General features: G+C 41.1%; 18 protein-coding genes. 10 read left to right on the forward strand and 8 right to left on the reverse strand.

Annotation, left to right across the window (positions count from 1 at the left end):
• Nucleotides 1-13: 13 nt before the first annotated feature.
• On the reverse strand, nucleotides 14-1,603 hold the full coding sequence (purH, locus tag ORI98_RS12330) for a bifunctional phosphoribosylaminoimidazolecarboxamide formyltransferase/IMP cyclohydrolase (RefSeq protein WP_306135408.1): 1,590 nt from the start codon (nucleotides 1,601-1,603) through the stop codon (nucleotides 14-16).
• A gap of 349 nt (nucleotides 1,604-1,952) precedes the next feature.
• Between purH and zntR the strand changes: the two genes are divergently transcribed.
• The 3 genes from zntR to ORI98_RS12345 all read left to right on the forward strand — a co-directional run bounded on the left by zntR (nucleotide 1,953) and on the right by ORI98_RS12345 (nucleotide 6,311).
• On the forward strand, nucleotides 1,953-2,414 hold the full coding sequence (gene zntR / locus ORI98_RS12335; RefSeq protein WP_261298410.1) for a Zn(2+)-responsive transcriptional regulator: 462 nt from the start codon (nucleotides 1,953-1,955) through the stop codon (nucleotides 2,412-2,414).
• A 74-nt stretch (nucleotides 2,415-2,488) separates the two neighbouring features.
• Complete coding sequence (locus tag ORI98_RS12340; RefSeq protein ID WP_306135411.1) at nucleotides 2,489-3,946, forward strand: SO_0444 family Cu/Zn efflux transporter; 1,458 nt, start codon at nucleotides 2,489-2,491, stop codon at nucleotides 3,944-3,946.
• Nucleotides 3,947-4,328: 382 nt separating this feature from the next.
• Nucleotides 4,329-6,311, forward strand: a complete 1,983-nt coding sequence (locus tag ORI98_RS12345) for a cytochrome c3 family protein (protein ID WP_306135412.1) — start codon at nucleotides 4,329-4,331, stop codon at nucleotides 6,309-6,311.
• Between the two features lie 334 nt (nucleotides 6,312-6,645).
• Here ORI98_RS12345 and ORI98_RS12350 read toward each other — a convergent pair whose 3' ends face one another.
• A complete protein-coding gene (locus ORI98_RS12350; protein ID WP_306135413.1) occupies nucleotides 6,646-6,771 on the reverse strand; it encodes a hypothetical protein in 126 nt (41 codons plus the stop codon).
• A gap of 262 nt (nucleotides 6,772-7,033) precedes the next feature.
• On the opposite strand from ORI98_RS12350, the gene ORI98_RS12355 reads away from it, so the two are divergent.
• Together ORI98_RS12355 and ORI98_RS12360 are read left to right on the forward strand one after the other, a co-directional pair.
• Complete coding sequence (locus ORI98_RS12355; RefSeq protein WP_306135414.1) at nucleotides 7,034-7,486, forward strand: GNAT family N-acetyltransferase; 453 nt, start codon at nucleotides 7,034-7,036, stop codon at nucleotides 7,484-7,486.
• A gap of 10 nt (nucleotides 7,487-7,496) precedes the next feature.
• Nucleotides 7,497-7,814 (forward strand): putative quinol monooxygenase, encoded by a 318-nt coding sequence (locus tag ORI98_RS12360; protein ID WP_261298414.1) that lies wholly within the window; start codon nucleotides 7,497-7,499, stop codon nucleotides 7,812-7,814.
• 53 nt (nucleotides 7,815-7,867) lie between these two features.
• Here ORI98_RS12360 and ORI98_RS12365 read toward each other — a convergent pair whose 3' ends face one another.
• On the reverse strand, nucleotides 7,868-8,128 hold the full coding sequence (locus ORI98_RS12365) for a hypothetical protein (RefSeq protein WP_261298415.1): 261 nt from the start codon (nucleotides 8,126-8,128) through the stop codon (nucleotides 7,868-7,870).
• A 623-nt stretch (nucleotides 8,129-8,751) separates the two neighbouring features.
• Here ORI98_RS12365 and ORI98_RS12370 point away from each other — a divergent pair.
• Entirely contained in the window at nucleotides 8,752-9,633 is an 882-nt protein-coding gene (locus ORI98_RS12370) for a radical SAM protein (RefSeq protein ID WP_261298495.1), read from the forward strand.
• A 1-nt stretch (nucleotide 9,634) separates the two neighbouring features.
• Nucleotides 9,635-10,090 (forward strand): GNAT family N-acetyltransferase, encoded by a 456-nt coding sequence (locus ORI98_RS12375; protein ID WP_306135416.1) that lies wholly within the window; start codon nucleotides 9,635-9,637, stop codon nucleotides 10,088-10,090.
• An 83-nt stretch (nucleotides 10,091-10,173) separates the two neighbouring features.
• On the opposite strand, the gene ORI98_RS12380 is transcribed toward ORI98_RS12375, so the two are convergent.
• The 3 genes from ORI98_RS12380 to ORI98_RS12390 all read right to left on the reverse strand — a co-directional run bounded on the left by ORI98_RS12380 (nucleotide 10,174) and on the right by ORI98_RS12390 (nucleotide 11,789).
• Nucleotides 10,174-10,374 carry a helix-turn-helix transcriptional regulator gene (locus ORI98_RS12380; protein WP_306135418.1) on the reverse strand — a complete coding sequence of 67 codons (201 nt, stop codon included), beginning with the start codon at nucleotides 10,372-10,374 and terminating at the stop codon, nucleotides 10,174-10,176.
• Nucleotides 10,371-10,793 carry a hypothetical protein gene (locus ORI98_RS12385; protein ID WP_261298419.1) on the reverse strand — a complete coding sequence of 141 codons (423 nt, stop codon included), beginning with the start codon at nucleotides 10,791-10,793 and terminating at the stop codon, nucleotides 10,371-10,373. Before ORI98_RS12385 ends, ORI98_RS12380 begins: the two co-directional genes overlap by 4 nt.
• Nucleotides 10,794-10,955: 162 nt before the next feature.
• Nucleotides 10,956-11,789, reverse strand: a complete 834-nt coding sequence (locus tag ORI98_RS12390; protein ID WP_306135419.1) for a mechanosensitive ion channel family protein — start codon at nucleotides 11,787-11,789, stop codon at nucleotides 10,956-10,958.
• Between the two features lie 165 nt (nucleotides 11,790-11,954).
• Here ORI98_RS12390 and ORI98_RS12395 point away from each other — a divergent pair, with 165 nt between their 5' ends.
• Nucleotides 11,955-12,416, forward strand: coding sequence for a hypothetical protein (locus tag ORI98_RS12395; protein WP_261298421.1), 462 nt, complete (start codon nucleotides 11,955-11,957; stop codon nucleotides 12,414-12,416).
• 281 nt (nucleotides 12,417-12,697) lie between these two features.
• Complete coding sequence (locus ORI98_RS12400) at nucleotides 12,698-13,873, forward strand: type III PLP-dependent enzyme (RefSeq protein WP_306135420.1); 1,176 nt, start codon at nucleotides 12,698-12,700, stop codon at nucleotides 13,871-13,873.
• A gap of 75 nt (nucleotides 13,874-13,948) precedes the next feature.
• On the opposite strand, the gene ORI98_RS12405 is transcribed toward ORI98_RS12400, so the two are convergent.
• Complete coding sequence (locus tag ORI98_RS12405; RefSeq protein ID WP_188840113.1) at nucleotides 13,949-14,167, reverse strand: YdcH family protein; 219 nt, start codon at nucleotides 14,165-14,167, stop codon at nucleotides 13,949-13,951.
• A gap of 285 nt (nucleotides 14,168-14,452) precedes the next feature.
• On the opposite strand from ORI98_RS12405, the gene udp reads away from it, so the two are divergent.
• Nucleotides 14,453-15,211, forward strand: a complete 759-nt coding sequence (udp, locus tag ORI98_RS12410; protein WP_261298423.1) for a uridine phosphorylase — start codon at nucleotides 14,453-14,455, stop codon at nucleotides 15,209-15,211.
• 63 nt (nucleotides 15,212-15,274) lie between these two features.
• Here the strand turns inward: udp and ORI98_RS12415 are convergent, their stop codons facing one another.
• On the reverse strand, nucleotides 15,275-16,024 hold the full coding sequence (locus ORI98_RS12415) for an outer membrane protein OmpK (protein ID WP_261298424.1): 750 nt from the start codon (nucleotides 16,022-16,024) through the stop codon (nucleotides 15,275-15,277).
• Nucleotides 16,025-16,227: the final 203 nt, after the last annotated feature.

Consider the following 16,227-nt stretch of genomic DNA (forward strand, 5'->3'; position numbering starts at 1 on the left):
ATTCTAACGGTAATTAGTGACGGAAGTGACGCATTCCGGTGAACACCATAGCAATCCCGTGTTCATCAGCTGCGGCGATGATTTCTTCATCACGGATTGAACCGCCTGGCTGAATAATACAGCTAATGCCAGCTGCTGCTGCTGCATCGATACCGTCACGGAACGGGAAGAAAGCATCCGATGCCATAACTGAACCTTCAACCACTAAGCCTTCGTCAGCCGCTTTAATGCCAGCAACTTTGGCTGAGTACACGCGGCTCATTTGACCCGCGCCTACACCTATGGTCATGCCATCTTTGGCGTAAACAATCGCATTTGATTTAACAAACTTAGCCACTTTCCAGCAGAACATTAAATCGGTTAACTCTTTTGCTGTTGGTTGACGTTTTGATACCACTTTGACGTCTTCCACATTGACCATGCCTTGATCGCGATCTTGAACCAGCAAGCCACCATTAACACGCTTGTAATCTTGAGTCGTGGTTCTAGTGTTCCACTCACCGCACTCTAATAAACGCACGTTAGCTTTAGTGGCAACAATATCACGGGCAGCTTGGCTAATTTTTGGCGCGATAATCACTTCAACAAATTGACGGTCTACTATCGCTTTAGCAGTATCTGCATCTAACTCTTGGTTAAAGGCAATGATTCCACCAAATGCCGATGTTGGGTCAGTTTTAAAGGCGCGATCATATGCTTCTAATAAGCTAGTACCTAATGCGACACCACAAGGGTTAGCATGCTTAACAATGACACAGGCAGGGCCTTCAAACTCTTTTACGCACTCAAGTGCCGCATCGGTATCGGCGATGTTGTTGTAAGACAATGCTTTACCTTGAAGCTGAGTCGCACTGGCAACTGAGGCTTCATCAATATGGGCATCAACATAAAACGCCGCTTTTTGATGGCTGTTTTCGCCGTAACGTAAATCTTGCTTTTTAATCAGCTGAGTATTGAATGTACGTGGGAAGCTTGAATCTTCGTGACACTCATCTTTACTATGCGCAGGAACCATAGTACCGAAGTAATTGGCGATCATGCCATCATATGCAGCAGTGTGTTCAAATGCGGCTATGGCTAAGTCAAAACGGGTTTCAAGCGTAGTGCTACCATTGTTAGCTTGCATTTCAGCAATCACGCGAGCGTAATCTTTAGCGTTAACCACGATAGTCGTGTCTTTGTGGTTTTTAGCCGTAGAGCGCACCATTGTTGGGCCACCGATATCGATGTTTTCAACTGCGTCAGCTAATGTGCAACCTTCTTTAGCAACGGTTGCTGCAAAAGGGTATAAATTCACCGCGACTAAATCGATAGGTTTGATGGCGTTTTGTTCCATCACTAACTCATCAATACCACGACGGGCTAAAATGCCGCCGTGTACTTTAGGGTGCAATGTTTTGACACGACCATCCATGATCTCAGGGTGACCTGTGTAATCAGAAACTTCCATGACAGGGATATTGTTATCGGCCAGCAACTTAGCAGTGCCTCCGGTAGATAACAGTTCAACACCTTGAGCATGCAAAGCTTGTGCAAATTCAAGGATTCCAGTTTTATCTGAAACGCTTAGTAGCGCGCGACGAATTGGTCTGACAGTATTCATGTAGGTACAGGGTCCACTATTTAATTTCAAGGATCTTTCGCAAATCAGATTCGAATGTTTTGCTGTTGTTTAACACCAAAAGTGAATCTGTTTTGCCAAAGCTCCTCGGGTTCATTATTTGAACAAAATGTGCAGCTGTTTTTTGTGATTATTATGAGTGCTGTTAAAGCGCGCGTATTTTACCGTAAACCATAGAGCTTGAGTGTTTTTTCTGCGTGATTTCACAATATTGAAATCCGAACAACGCGTCATAAAATAAAACGCATTAAAACCCTTGACCTTAGATTAAACTCCAAGGTTTATACTAGGCTTATATTCAAGTGATTTACTTATCCAAAACGGGATGGTTATGTACCGAATCGGCGAGTTAGCAAGTCAATGCGATATCAAGGCTGATACTTTACGTTTTTATGAAAAGCATGGTTTGTTAGCACCCTCTAGCCGATCTGGATCTGGCTATCGTCTGTATACAAAAGATGATGCATCAAGGCTACGCTTTATTTTACGGGCTAAAGCCGTTGGCTTCACCTTAAATGAAATATCTGAGCTGTTATCTATCGAACTGGATAAAGCCAACTGGGCTTGTGCTGACGTTAAAGGCATGGTCGATAATAAACTTGAGCAGGTTACTGCTAAAATTGCCGAGTTAACCCAGTTTGCTAACTCATTGCAAAGTTTATCTAACGCATGCTGTGGCGGCCCCGATAGTGCTGAACATTGCAGTATTTTAGAAGCGCTTGAGTCTGAAGATAAACAATTGAGTGCCAAAAATGAGACCTCACATAAAGGCCATCATCATGCTGTTAAGTAACGCGATGCCTTGCCAGTTAATCTGTGTTCTAGCCCTAAACGGCTTGTAAAAAATAAGTCGTTGGAGACTTTATTATGTTAATTGAAAACTTTATTCATTTGTTTTTAGAGTCCGCGCCCTGGTTGTTATTGGGGCTTGTTTTGGCAGGCCTGTTAAAAGTATTTGTACCGATGGAATGGATGCAAAAGCAATTAGGTGGTCATGGGTTTAAAACTGTACTAAAAGCCGCGGTATTAGGTGCGCCGTTACCGTTATGTTCTTGTGGTGTTATTCCTGCGGCGGTAGGGTTACGCAGATCTGGTGCATCAAAAGCGGCAACAACCTCCTTTTTAGTGTCAACCCCTGAAACGGGTGTAGATTCAGTGACCGTCTCTTATGTGTTACTGGGTCCCTTTATGGCGATCGTGCGCCCCATTGCGGCGATAACCAGCGCTGTTGTCGCAGGCTTATTAGTTGGACGAGATGACGAACATGACAAAGCAGAGGTTCAAGTAAGCCATCCGGCGGCAGATAAACTAGCGGTTGTAGCAGCAGAAAACACCAGCAGCTGTTGTGCCAGTCAGCCAGCTAAACCTAAAGCGATAACCACGATGAACTTTAAGCCTGTCGATACTACTCGCTCGTTGATTAAGCCTGCTTTGGTGGAAGGCAAGTCGCTGAACGCTGAATCGTTTAAGCCAGTAACAGATAAACCTGTGGTGAATGTGGCACAGGAAAAAGCGTGTTGTGGTTCTACTCCTGCCGAAAAAACACCAGAAAAATCGGGCTGTTGCAGTAAAACCGCAACGACTTCAGAACACATATTTTCACCGGTTAAAACTGATGCTGCAGTATCGGCAAAAGCCAGTTGCTGTAGCAGTCAATCGCCTAATCAAGCAAATGTCACGCTTAATGCGACTGATTCCTCTGAAAGTTGCTGTGCCTCAAGCGATGATATGGCCACAACGTTAAAGCAAAACTCAATTTTAAGCAGGGTTGGTTCTGGTTTGCACTATGCCGCTACTGATTTAGTCCGTGATACAACCCTATGGTTGTTGGTCGGTTTATTCTTTGCTGCTTTAGTGCAAACTTATGTGCCTGGTGACTTCTTAGCTAAATGGGGTGATGGCATTCTGGCGATGCTAGTGATGGTGTTAGTGTCTGTGCCTATGTATATCTGCGCTACTGCCTCCACGCCAATTGCAGCCGGATTATTGCTTGCTGGTGTGTCTCCAGGGGCTGTGTTGGTGTTTATGATGGCAGGTCCTGCAACTAATATTGCCACTTTAGGAGTGGTAAGCAAAGAGTTAGGAAGGCGTGCGCTAGTGGGCTATTTGGGAGGCGTGCTTGGGGTGGCGTTGATTTCAGGGATGTTGGTGAACTACCTCGTTGCCACCTTCGGATTTGAAGTTATCCCACAAATTGGCCCAGATCATGAACTTTTGCCTCAAAGCGTGGTTGCGATATCAGGAATTGTACTTGCTGTTCTTATGGTAAAAGTCCTGTGGGATAAACTGCCGAAAAAAAGCAAAGATGCCAGTTGTTGCTCATAGTTTGAATAGACAATGTTAAAATTTTACGTTCGTCATATTAAAGGCCATTAAGGCCTTTTTTATTGCTTAAAAGTGTCAGATATTCCGATTAAATTGACAGTATTTTTATCAAGACGAACAATTTATAACAAAGGTCACCCACTTGTATCATCGTGTATATTTATGTTTTTTATAAGGTTGAATCTTTACTGATTTAGCTTTTGTTATATTAGCTTGTTAAAAACAAGATCTATATCTGATATTTACCTTAAAACCATTATTTGAATTCGACTCACTAAACTTTATGTGACTTTGCTCTCGTTGCTGGCAACTAATGCTGTCTATTATCTATACGGGTTGTACCTAATAAGTAGTATTAATAATAATAATATTGGAGCGAATGATGAAAAATATAAATATGTGCAAAATAGCACTGCTTATAGCAACAGCAATTGGGGTTACAGCATGTGGTAGTGATGGTAATGATGGTGCACCTGGAGAGCCTGGCGAACCCGGACAACCAGGTCCTGGACCAACACCTCCTGTCGTGGAAACGTCTACAGTGACCAATGTAGAAATGATTAACCACATGGTTGAAGAAGGTAAACTGACCATTGAATTTGCGATTACTAACGAAGATGGCGTAGCCATTGCTGGATTAAAAGATGCCTCTGTTTACCTTGCTGCTATGACTGAACAAGGTATTCAGCGCAGCCGTGATGGAAGTGTGGGTGGCAATGCCACAGCTGGCGGTGATAAGCCAACAGAAGGCGCTTCTTTGGAAATGTTAGATAATGGCAATTATCAATTTGTTGCGCCTATGGCAGCAGTACAAGCTGATACCCAAGGTTTGATCCGTTTACAAGTTGGTGGGGGTGACATTGCTAAATCACCTTATATCATCATCGATAAACCTGAGATGACTCACACCACAACCACAGAAACCTGTTATTCATGTCATGTTGATTATGCCACTTCAGATATTCGCCACAGTGGATATGTTGCATTAAATACCGAAGGTGAAGTCGATTTCGTTGGTGGCTGTATGGTGTGTCACAACAATGTCCCGCGTGATATCGCTGAAGATGGTTCATCGTTAAATACCGGTGGTTATGCTAAAAATACCATGCAGAAGTTGGGTCACATCAATCACCAGAAATTTGAAAAAGATTTTACTCCTGTAAATTGTTATACCTGTCACGCCGAGCCTGTGATGAATACCAATCTTGCTGGTAATGGTTGTTCTGATTGTCATAGTGTTGAAGGCGCTAAGTTTGAACGTGTAATGAGTGCAACCAGTACTAATTTTGATGCACGAGATTTCCATGCGAAGAAAAGTGGTTTAGCGAATTTAAAAGCAATGCGCAACGGTTACTCTGCAGAAACATCGGTTCCGTTTAAAGATGAAAACGGTGTTTGGTGTACCACAATGGCGTTATTTAAGCTTGATGGAGAGACCAAAACACCTGTGCATATTGGTGATAACTATAGCCATGATTTAACCAGTCATCATCCAGATACTCCGATTGTGTATGCCGGTGCTTATTTGCATGGTTACTTCAATAACTCACTCGTTGGCCGTTTTGCTGGCCATGGCAGTGATGAAGTTAAAACCGATAATGCCGATGGTACGCGGACGCATTGTTTCCCATCGCCATCAGCAGGTTTTGATGCTGCGGATATTATGGCTTCAGCACGAATTTCGCTAAGCTATGATGGTTGGACAGATAATGACGGTAAAGAGTCGTTATCATTTACTGCATACTCAGATGCAATCAACCAAAGTAGCAGTGAAGAAGTGCCATATGAGCGTCGTCTTGCGGTAACCAACGATAGTTGTACAACCTGTCATAACAGCGAAACTAATTACCATAAAAATGGTGCTTATAACGATGGTGGTGTCGACTGTGTAGCCTGTCATAACAATGGTCAGGACAGAAGTGCTAAAAACTCTGCACCAGGCTTTGGCCCTATGGTACACAGTATGCACTGGGGGATTGGTAATGCACTTTCAGGTGCTAAAAAAGATGAGGATGGTAATAACATTGCTAACTCAGCTGATAGTTTAAATGCGGACAATTGTGTATCGTGTCATGCTGAAGGTGTTGATTTAAATGCAATTCCTAATCAATACATTCGAGCCAAAGCATTTAACAATGGCGATCAAACTAAAATGGCCAGCCCAATTACGGCGAACTGTTTTGCTTGTCATAACGATGCACAAGCCTTAAACCATATGGAACAAAATGGTGGCGAGATTAGTGCAGAGAAAGGTAGTGGCAACGATGGCACTTGGTTTACTCAACCAACGGGTGAATCGTGTGCAACTTGTCATGCTGAAGGTAAATCATTCGGTATCGAGAAGTTCCATAACTTCGAACGTTAATTACCGCGATTGAGCTATCTTTGGCGCCCCTTTAGGCAGACTAAGATATACAATCTACATAAAATGGGAGCCTAATCAGCTCCCATTTTTTATGTTTAATTTTCAATTGGGATTAGCTTAGTCAGTCTAATTAAGCAGGTTTTATAAGGTCACTTTTACTTTATTGATCTTATTTAAGATCTCAATGCAGTGACTTGGGGCATCATCGCAGATTATCAAGATATTAACGACCTGCCAGAATGAAAGTGATGACCCAGTTATAAAGTGCGGCAGGCAGAAACAAAAATACCGAGCTAGGCTCGGTATTTCTTATCAATATCGTTTGCAATGAAATTTATTTCGCTTTAGAGACGATATTTGATTGTGGTGCCATTTTGGCTTGTTTAGCTGCACGTTTTTCTTTTAACGACAGTTGTGGCTGTTTTTTGGCTTCTTTAGAATTATTACGTTCTTTACTCATGTTGCACTCCCAAAAATGTAAGGGTTTACGGTTACGAAATAATTTAAACAGAAAGAGGGTTTTCGTTTTACCCAGTTCGTAAAAGCAGCGTAGCACTAATTTAATAAATTTGAGCTAGGGTAAAGATAGAATATTTTAGTCTAGGGTTAGCTTAATATGTGCTATCACATTGGCATAGAAAAACAGACGTTATGCCGATAGACAGTGACGTGAGAAGAAGTGCTACAATGCGCTTGAATTAATAGGATAAAAGGAGTCAGTAGTGATTTGGCGTACATTGAAGTTTGACCAACTAACACGTGATGAACTCTATGAAATACTCAAACTACGGGTGGATGTGTTTGTAGTAGAGCAAAATTGTCCTTACCCGGAACTTGATGAAAAAGATCGTCATCCACAAGCGATGCACATGCTGGCCCAGGATCGAGATGGTCATCTTGTCGCTTATTGTCGAGTATTGCCTCCAGGGGTAAGTTATCCTCAAGCCAGTATTGGTCGGGTGGTTGTGGCATTAAGTCACCGTGGACAAGGCTTAGCAGAGCCACTAATGCAACAAGCATTAAAAAAAGCTTTGGCCAACTGGCCTCAAGCGGGCGTACAAATTGGCGCTCAAGAACATCTGCAAAAATTTTATCAACGTCTTGGCTTTATCAATCATTCCAAGGTGTATTTAGAAGATGGGATCCCCCATATCGATATGATGTATCAATGTTAAGGAAGTAGTAATGTCGAATTATGTTATCAATAATACCCAGTTAGTTTGTGTGGCGCAATTTGTTGCCAAAGCAGGTAAGCGTGATGCATTAGTGGCTGCACTGGTCAGTTTAATTGCAGATACTCGTCAAGAGCCAGGCTGTATTCGATATGAGCTGAATGTCAGTGCTGATGACGATAATAAAGTTGCGTTTGTTGAAAAGTTTGTTGATCGCGCTGCATTTGATAAACATTGCGCTAAAGAGGCTATTCAAGATTATTTTCATAACGTGATGCCAGAACTGGTTGAATCGCACCATGTGGAAGTGTTTAATCAGGTAATGGCTTAACATTTTTAACGTTCAGATAAAAAGAGTGCAATTGCACTCTTTTTTATCATTATTTAATCAGCAGGGCAGTGTCGCAGTTTTATTTGATGTTGTAAATTTAGCGTGCCATCAGTATCGATAACGGCAATTTCATTATCTTGAGATATAACCGCTAAAGGACCCTCAGGGGTGTTACGTATAAAGAGCAATCGATAGCCATAATTGTGTAGTTTGTATAATGTGATTTTTTGCTCTGCTGAGGCGTTGTCCCAGTGTTCGATATTGGAAAGGCAGTGCTTGCGCTGTTCTTGGAATTGATAGGAAGCGACATCCATGTTGATATACCTATTGAGTGTTAATGTTTGAAATCCATTTCAGCATTTAATCTAACACACCATTTCAATTTATCTTATTGTTTTTTATGTGCACTGTGAGAAATACCAACATTCTCACTAATAGATGAGTCGAGCCTTTATATTCGTACTTTTAGAGTATTGGCAATGACTCAGTGCGGCTGGCGCAAAGATATTTTAGGCCGTAAATCAACCTCACCATCATGGTAAATTATGGCAATATCATCTTGTTGGCAAATAACAGCCATAGGACCTTTTACGCTATGTCTAACAAACAGTAAGCGGTAACCGAAACGATGCAAATCATATAAGGCTAACTTTTGTTCAGCTGTAGCCAGCACTCAATGATCACAATTGGATATGGCCTTGCCGCGACGCTCACTGATATCTAGTGCTGTTTGATTCATCTTAATACCTCTAATTTCACATAAAGATAATGTTGAGTCTTTATTGAACAGTCCATCATGTGAATGGAATGTTTTTGCGGTTAATATAACAACTAACTTGAAAAACGCCGCAAAGGTAGTACTTTTTATGATACGGCAGTCATTTACACTGCCAACTTAGTGATAATATTGTAATTTGACTCGTTAGAGAAGGATGTGATCTTGTTAAAATATATTGAACCTGTTTTTAGACCTCCATCTGAGTGGAAGTCGTTGATATTGCAGGTTACCAATGGATGCAGTTGGAATAATTGTAGTTTTTGCGATATGTATACCCAACCGCAAAAACAATTTCGCGCCCAAAAAGTCGACAATATTGAACAAGATATTCTTGTTGCTGCGGCATCCGGTTACCCCATTAGTCGGGTATTTCTTGCCGATGGCGATGCAATGAGTTTGCCCTTTAAGCGATTAAAAGCGATTTGTGAGTTAATCAATACCCATTTACCCTCAGTGACTCGGATCAGTAGCTATTGTTTGCCACGCAACTTAAAAAACAAAACCGTTGAGCAGTTAGCTGAGCTTCGTCAAATGGGGTTATCTTTATTGTATATCGGCTGTGAAAGTGGTGATGATGAAGTGCTTACTCGAATTCAAAAAGGTGAAAGCTACCAGTCCTCGCTTGCAGCGTTAACAAAAATTAAGCAAGCAGGTATAAAGTCATCTGTGATGATTTTAATGGGCTTAGGTGGAACTAAACTCTCTACACAACATGCTATAGCATCAGCCAAATTAATGAACGAGGCTCAGCCGGAGTATTTGTCGACCCTGGTAGTGACATTGCCACTAGGAACTGCGCGAATGGATGCGGGATTTGATGGGAAGTTTGAGCTACCTAATCAGCAAGGATTATTAGTTGAAATGCAAACTCTACTGAGCCACCTTGAACTGGATAAAACCATATTTAGATCCGATCATGCCTCTAACTATCTGGTGTTAAAAGGCGTCTTAGGCAAAGATAAACCCCAATTATTGGCTCAGGTTACTCAGGCATTACAAGGTATGGTGCCATTAAGGCAAGAGTGGCAACGAGGCCTATAACATGGAAATACGCATTGATGATTTATTCGGCCCAGAAATAGCCGCGCTACTGAATGAGCATTTAGAGGATATGTACGCAACCTCACCGCCAGAGTCGGTCCATGCGCTTGACCTGTCAAAATTGCGTCAGCCCGAGATCACTTTTTGGACGGTTTGGGATAATGACCAATTAGCGGGTTGTGGTGCAATTAAACAATTATCTCAAACCCATGCCGAGATAAAGTCGATGCGAGTGGCTAAAGCCCATAGACGAAAAGGAGTTGCTGCCAAGTTATTGCAACATATGCTGGCGTTTGCAAAGGCTAACGGTTATCAAAAATTAAGTTTAGAAACTGGCACAATGGATTTCTTTGCGCCGGCAAGGCAACTTTATAGCCGTTTTGGTTTTCAGGAAGGCGACAAATTTGCCGACTACAGGATAGACCCAAACAGCATGTTTATGCACAAAATATTGTGACTCTGATATTGCTATTCAACATGTTGTTTCAGAGTCACTTTTGGGTTATCGAATTGACAAATATAAGCCATCGTCATTTTTGATTATTCAACCACTTCATCTTCAAAAATATCTTCAATACTGAGCCCGAATAATCGTGCAGCTTTAAATGCTAAAGGTAAGCTGGAGTCAAACTTGCCTTTTTCTATCGCATTAATGGTTTGTCGAGACACATTTAATAAATCAGCTAATTGTGCCTGGGTTAAGTCGCGCTCGGCCCTTAATACCTTTAAGCGATTTTTCATTGATACTTCCTGTTGCCTAAAATAATGCCAATCATGTAAGTCAGTCCCATAACGATAATAAGATGAGATATCTCGGCATCACTGCTGATCAGTCCGGTGGTATCCAGGGTTGAATAGCTAATACCGACAATTAATCCAATGCCTAAGCTTAATCCCATGGCGTTGAGTTGTATTTTTTGCTGCAATTCATCTAAGTCGATGAGATGTTGTTTATTGACCATGATCATCACGATCCCGATGATAAAGTTTACCCCAATGGCTATTGCTGTGATTAACTCATCTTGTTGCCAGATAAATTTATCGCCAAAGGTAGCGAGTGCTAATGAGATAACCCAAGCAGCAGTCCATTTGGCTAAGCGCTTAGTGTTGAGATTATTACGTTGCTTCCAATCTGTGTTTATTGATTCTGGTGATGTCATTTTACACTCCTTTTTAAGTTAGCTTGTCTTTATGTCAAGTAAGCTTTACTTAAAGATGTGCTAACAATGAAACAGTGTCAAGTTTTAATGACTTTTTGTCGTGTATGTAAGTCTTTTTTGAAGCGATAAAAAGGGCCGCTTTAAGCGGCCCTCAGAAAGGGCTTAATGCTGAATTTGAATTTCTCTTACGGGGCAAGGAATATGAATATTGGCCTGTTTTAAAGCTAAAATAACAAACTGATTAATTTCATATTTAGCTTGAAAATAGTGTGCTGTCGGCACCCAATAGCGAATACCCACTTCTATGCCTATGCTATTGAAACCATTAATACCCACTAATGACTTTTGTTCTTGGTTGACCTTATCTGACAGCATAATTGCTTGCTCAATAATGGCAATAACAGCGGCAGGATCGGCCTGATAGTCAATATTAAGAGAGGTTTCTACTAGTTTATATTCAAATGAGTTATGTAAAATCTCACCTATGATGTGTTTATTCGGAATGCTAATTTGTTCGCCTTCTTCATTTGTCAGTATGGTTAACCCTAGCTTTATTTGCGCAACCACACCACTGACGCCTTTCACTTCAATAGTATTGCCAACGATAAAAGGGCGGGTCACTATAATGGTGACTCCAGCAGCATAGTTTGACAGCATCCCTTGCAATGCCAGCCCCGCCCCAAGTGAAGCCGCGCCAATAGCGGCGACCATAGGGGTGACACTGATCCCAAGTTTCCCTAAGCAGATCACGGCTACCATGATGATGATAATGATACGCACCAAGTTTGAGGTGAAATTACTTAATGTGATATCAACGTTATGTTTTTCAAATTGATTGGCGACAAAACTGGCCGCTTTACTCGCAACCCATAGCCCTAATAAAAAGATTAGTAAGGCACCGATGAGCTGAAAACTGTATTGCACTAAAAATTCGGTAATCAGATTGTAGGCACTTTGAAGCTGGGCGAGTTCTTTGTCTAAACTTGGCTGGTCCATCTGCTATCCCTTCTTTAAAAAATATACGGTAAGGCATAAAGCACTTTTGTGAACCTTATCATAACAAGTTGATCCATTTTATAAAAAGTCATCTTTAGGCCGCACATTTCAGATAGGTTTCATATTATGTTGATAGTTTGCTGAAAACACTATTTGGAGAAACCAATGCAATACTTAATCTTAATCATCAGCCTGATATTTACCTCTGTAGCAGTTGCTGAAACCCCAACAATCAAAGTGGGCGATGTACTGGCACCAATCAGCTTACAAGACCAGTTTGAAAAACCATTAAATGTGACTCCAGAAACGAAAGTTTTACTCTTTAGTCGAGATATGGATGGCGGCGAGATCATTCAGGCGGCATTAGCTGATACACCTGATGATCAACGTCCAACAAATTTAGTTTATGTGGCTGATATCAGTGGTATGCCCTCGTTAATTGCGAGATTTATAGCCGTGCCTAAAATGCAAGATTATCCCTTTACATTAGGACTGGATAGAGAAGGGGAAATTACCGCAGCTTTTCCTGCAGAAAAAGGCCAAGCGACAATCATTAAATTAAACGAATTAAGTATTCAATCAATTGAGTTTGCTCAAGATGCCAACACCCTTAAATCACAGTGGTAGTCAGCCTTTTTAAAAACTTAATTTGGTTAATTATTTGTGGTTTGGCCGATTTTTGTTTGAATAGATGGCTCAACTGCTGACTTTAATTATGTCTGTTGTGGTGCAAATAACCCCATAGGCAGTATGAAATAAATGCTTGTGTTTATGGGAATAAAAAATTACCAAAATCGCATAAAAATTCGTTGCGTTGACGCTTGAAATAGCGTTTACTGCGCGTGTTTTTTTGATGTTATTAAAAACCCCCATTTATGTTTGCCCAACTATGAGGAGGCACTGGCCTAATGAGCCAATTTCAATCTATTGATGTAGCTGATTATTATGACAAAGACACTTTCGCTCGTATAACAGAATTTGCGAAAGACAAACCAACACCGTTTGTAGTCATTGATACTCAAATCATTGCGAAACAATACGATGACATGGTAAGAAGTTTTCCATTTGCGAACGTCTATTACGCAGTGAAAGCCAATCCAGCAAAAGAAGTATTAACTTTGTTGCGGGATAAAGGTTCAAACTTTGACATTGCATCTATTTATGAATTAGATATGGTGACTTCAATTGGCGTCAGTCCTGACAGAATAAGCTACGGTAACACCATTAAAAAGCGTGTCGATGTGCGTTCGTTCTATGCGCAAGGCGTGCGTATGTTCGCATCAGATTCTGAAGCCGATTTACGTATGATTGCTGAAGAAGCGCCAGGTGCAAAGGTCTATGTACGTATTCTTACTGAAGGTACACATACGGCTGATTGGCCTTTGTCGCGTAAGTTTGGTTGTCAAAACGAGATGGCATACGATTTACTAGTATTAGCCAAAGAGTTAGGTTTACAACCGCATGGTATTTCTTTCCATGTTGGTTCTCAGCAACGTGATATCGGCGCATGGGACTCAGCAATTGGTAAAGTAAGAAGCATTTTTGACCGTCTACGTGACGAGCACGGTATAGTGCTAAAAATGATTAATTTAGGTGGAGGTTTTCCAGCTAATTACCTAGACAAAACCAATGAGCTTGCAATCTATGCTCAGCAAATTAAGCATTTTTTGCATGAAGATTTTGGTGACGATTTGCCAGAAATTATTTTAGAGCCAGGTCGCTCGTTGTTATCAAATGCGGGTGTATTAGTGTCTGAAGTGGTGTTGATTTCTCGTAAATCACATACCGCACTTGAGCGTTGGGTGTTCACCGATGTGGGTAAATTCTCTGGTTTGATTGAAACCATGGACGAGGCGATTAAGTTCCCTATCTATACCGACCGTACGGGCGAATTAGATAAATGTGTTATCGCAGGGCCAACCTGTGACAGTGCTGATATTATGTATGAGCATTACAGCTATGGTTTACCGGTTGATTTAGCTATCGGTGACCGTATGTACTGGTTAACTGCGGGTGCATATACTACTACCTATTCGGCAGTATGCTTTAACGGTTTCCCGCCGCTTAAAGATTATTACCTATAACACTCAGTTATTGATAAACAATAAAGGACGCCTAGGCGTCCTTTAATTTTTCTATCGGTTGGCGTTAAAAAATGTTTAAGCCATTTCATGTTTTTTGAGTATTTCAAAAATCTCTTCTTTGAGATGTAACTTCTTCGCTTTCAGCACTTTAACTTCCGGTGTTGTGTCACTGCTGCTGTGGGTCTCTAATTGTTTAATTTCTTCATCTAACTGATTATGCTCATCAAATTTACGGGTGAAATGTGCATCAGTGGTTTTTAGTTTAGTGATTAAGTCGCGGTACTCTGGGAACATTCTTAACTCCTTGTAGGGTGATTTATTTTACTGCTTAACTTAAACCTACGCCTAATTAGGTAAAAAAAAATTGATGTAAATCAAATTATCAACGCTTTAGATTAATTCTTGCTAAAATATGATCCTTGTTGGTTAACTGCGCTGTTTTTTGATTTGTAATCATTCAGTAACAATTAATTTAGATGATGAATAATAATGTGATCTAGTTAACCTTTTCCTAATGCATACTGAGGTATTGTTTAGGAAACACAGCGTTTTATTTTAGAAATAATATAGGGGTTCAGCATGTCTGACGTATTCCACTTAGGTTTGACCAAAAAAATGCTAGATGGCGCAACTTTGGCGATTGTGCCGGGTGATCCAGAGCGTGTGAAGCGTATTGCCGAATTAATGGATGGAGCCACTTTTCTTGCCAGTCACCGCGAATATACTAGCTATTTAGCTTACATAGATGGCAAGCCTGTGGTTGTTTGTTCAACGGGTATTGGTGGTCCTTCAACGTCTATCGCAGTTGAAGAATTAGCACAATTAGGCGTAACGACATTCTTGCGTGTCGGTACAACGGGAGCAATACAACCGCATGTGAATGTGGGGGATGTGATTGTGACCCAAGCATCAGTACGTTTAGATGGTGCCAGCTTGCATTTTGCACCACTTGAGTTCCCTGCTGCTGCAAACTTTGACTGTACTACGGCTATGGTCGCGGCATGTCGTGATGCGGGTCTTGAGCCACATGTGGGTATTACTGCATCTTCTGATACTTTCTATCCAGGACAAGAGCGTTATGACACGGTATCAGGCCGTATCACGCAACGTTTTGTTGGGTCGATGAAAGAGTGGCAGTCAATGGGTGTGCTGAACTATGAAATGGAATCAGCCACTTTATTTACTATGTGTGCGACTCAAGGTTGGCGTGCAGCCTGCGTTGCGGGTGTGATTGTAAACCGCACTCAGCAAGAGATCCCAGATGAAGCAAGCATGAAGAAAACTGAAGGTGTTGCGGTATCTATCGTTGTCGCAGCAGCTAAAAAGCTGCTTGCATAATTTGTGCGATAAACCTTTTATAAAAAGGCACCTTACGGTGCCTTTTTAATGCTGTCGCTGTGATTAAAAGTGATATTTTGCAATCACTGAAAAGGTATTTTGATCAATACCGTCCACGCCATACTTGTTTTTCCAGTAGTCGTACTCAATACCCACCAGCAGTTTGTCTTTTTTGTGTTCTGAGAACAAAATCGCGCCTAAGTCATATTTTATTTGTGGATTGATATGAATGTTTTCTTGGTAGCCATTTTCATCCGCTACAAATATCCAATCGATGAAACCATCAAACACAATATTTGAATTGCCAACGGGAAAGTCCATTCTAAATGTTGGCGTTAGTTGCCAACCGTCACTATTATTGCCATCACTGATGGCATTCCGACGGTAAGTGTTTAATTGAAAATAACTAAAATAAGGGAGAGTAAAGTCGACTCCAATACCATAAAGAAAACTATTTACAGGCCCGCGCCCCTCTTCAAATGAAAAGGCTAATGACACATCAGAAATCGGCCCAAATTTGATTTTATTATCGGTTATTTTTCCTAGGCTAAAACGTGGGGAAATTTCACCATAAGTGGAGTGTTCTTGACCATTGGAGTCATTGAAGTAAATAAAGTCTTGGAAGGCAAACCAGTCACCGTATTTCCATGCTCCAGCAGTTTCAAATGTGATAGTTGTTTGTTCTTCCGATGGGGCTAGATCATAATTATTACCGTACAAAGCCGTTGCACTAAAATCCCACCATTGTATTAAATCATCCGCCGTAGCCGGTTGTGTGGCCAATAAGGCTAAAGCAAGCCATTTTTTTTTCATGAGAGTCCCTTTAGTGTTTTCAAATTAAACATTCATTACAGCGCTGAGTATAATTGTGATGATTAAACAGTCCCTTGTAGCTGAATGGTATATTAACGAGTAATCTATCTGCTATTAATGCATGCATTTGCCTTATTTTTCCTATCAATTCCCCTTAGTCGATGCTATTTCAGTAGCCTGATATGTTGATGTCTGCATAATAA

This window comes from Shewanella sp. ULN5 (assembly GCF_030731885.1).
Classification (GTDB): Bacteria; Pseudomonadota; Gammaproteobacteria; order Enterobacterales; family Shewanellaceae; genus Shewanella; species Shewanella holmiensis.

Excerpts from the sequence above, each read along its gene's own strand:
- udp (WP_261298423.1), top strand. The coding sequence starts at position 14,453 with ATGTCTGACGTATTCCACTTAGGTTTGACCAAAAAAATGCTAGATGGC.
- ORI98_RS12415 (WP_261298424.1), bottom strand. The coding sequence starts at position 16,024 with ATGAAAAAAAAATGGCTTGCTTTAGCCTTATTGGCCACACAACCGGCT.
- zntR (WP_261298410.1), top strand. The coding sequence starts at position 1,953 with ATGTACCGAATCGGCGAGTTAGCAAGTCAATGCGATATCAAGGCTGAT.
- ORI98_RS12365 (WP_261298415.1), bottom strand. The coding sequence starts at position 8,128 with ATGGATGTCGCTTCCTATCAATTCCAAGAACAGCGCAAGCACTGCCTT.
- ORI98_RS12340 (WP_306135411.1), top strand. The coding sequence starts at position 2,489 with ATGTTAATTGAAAACTTTATTCATTTGTTTTTAGAGTCCGCGCCCTGG.
- ORI98_RS12385 (WP_261298419.1), bottom strand. The coding sequence starts at position 10,793 with ATGACATCACCAGAATCAATAAACACAGATTGGAAGCAACGTAATAAT.
- ORI98_RS12390 (WP_306135419.1), bottom strand. The coding sequence starts at position 11,789 with ATGGACCAGCCAAGTTTAGACAAAGAACTCGCCCAGCTTCAAAGTGCC.
- ORI98_RS12400 (WP_306135420.1), top strand. The coding sequence starts at position 12,698 with ATGAGCCAATTTCAATCTATTGATGTAGCTGATTATTATGACAAAGAC.
- ORI98_RS12350 (WP_306135413.1), bottom strand. The coding sequence starts at position 6,771 with ATGAGTAAAGAACGTAATAATTCTAAAGAAGCCAAAAAACAGCCACAA.
- ORI98_RS12345 (WP_306135412.1), top strand. The coding sequence starts at position 4,329 with ATGAAAAATATAAATATGTGCAAAATAGCACTGCTTATAGCAACAGCA.
- ORI98_RS12360 (WP_261298414.1), top strand. The coding sequence starts at position 7,497 with ATGTCGAATTATGTTATCAATAATACCCAGTTAGTTTGTGTGGCGCAA.
- ORI98_RS12405 (WP_188840113.1), bottom strand. The coding sequence starts at position 14,167 with ATGTTCCCAGAGTACCGCGACTTAATCACTAAACTAAAAACCACTGAT.
- purH (WP_306135408.1), bottom strand. The coding sequence starts at position 1,603 with ATGAATACTGTCAGACCAATTCGTCGCGCGCTACTAAGCGTTTCAGAT.
- ORI98_RS12375 (WP_306135416.1), top strand. The coding sequence starts at position 9,635 with ATGGAAATACGCATTGATGATTTATTCGGCCCAGAAATAGCCGCGCTA.
- ORI98_RS12380 (WP_306135418.1), bottom strand. The coding sequence starts at position 10,374 with ATGAAAAATCGCTTAAAGGTATTAAGGGCCGAGCGCGACTTAACCCAG.
- ORI98_RS12395 (WP_261298421.1), top strand. The coding sequence starts at position 11,955 with ATGCAATACTTAATCTTAATCATCAGCCTGATATTTACCTCTGTAGCA.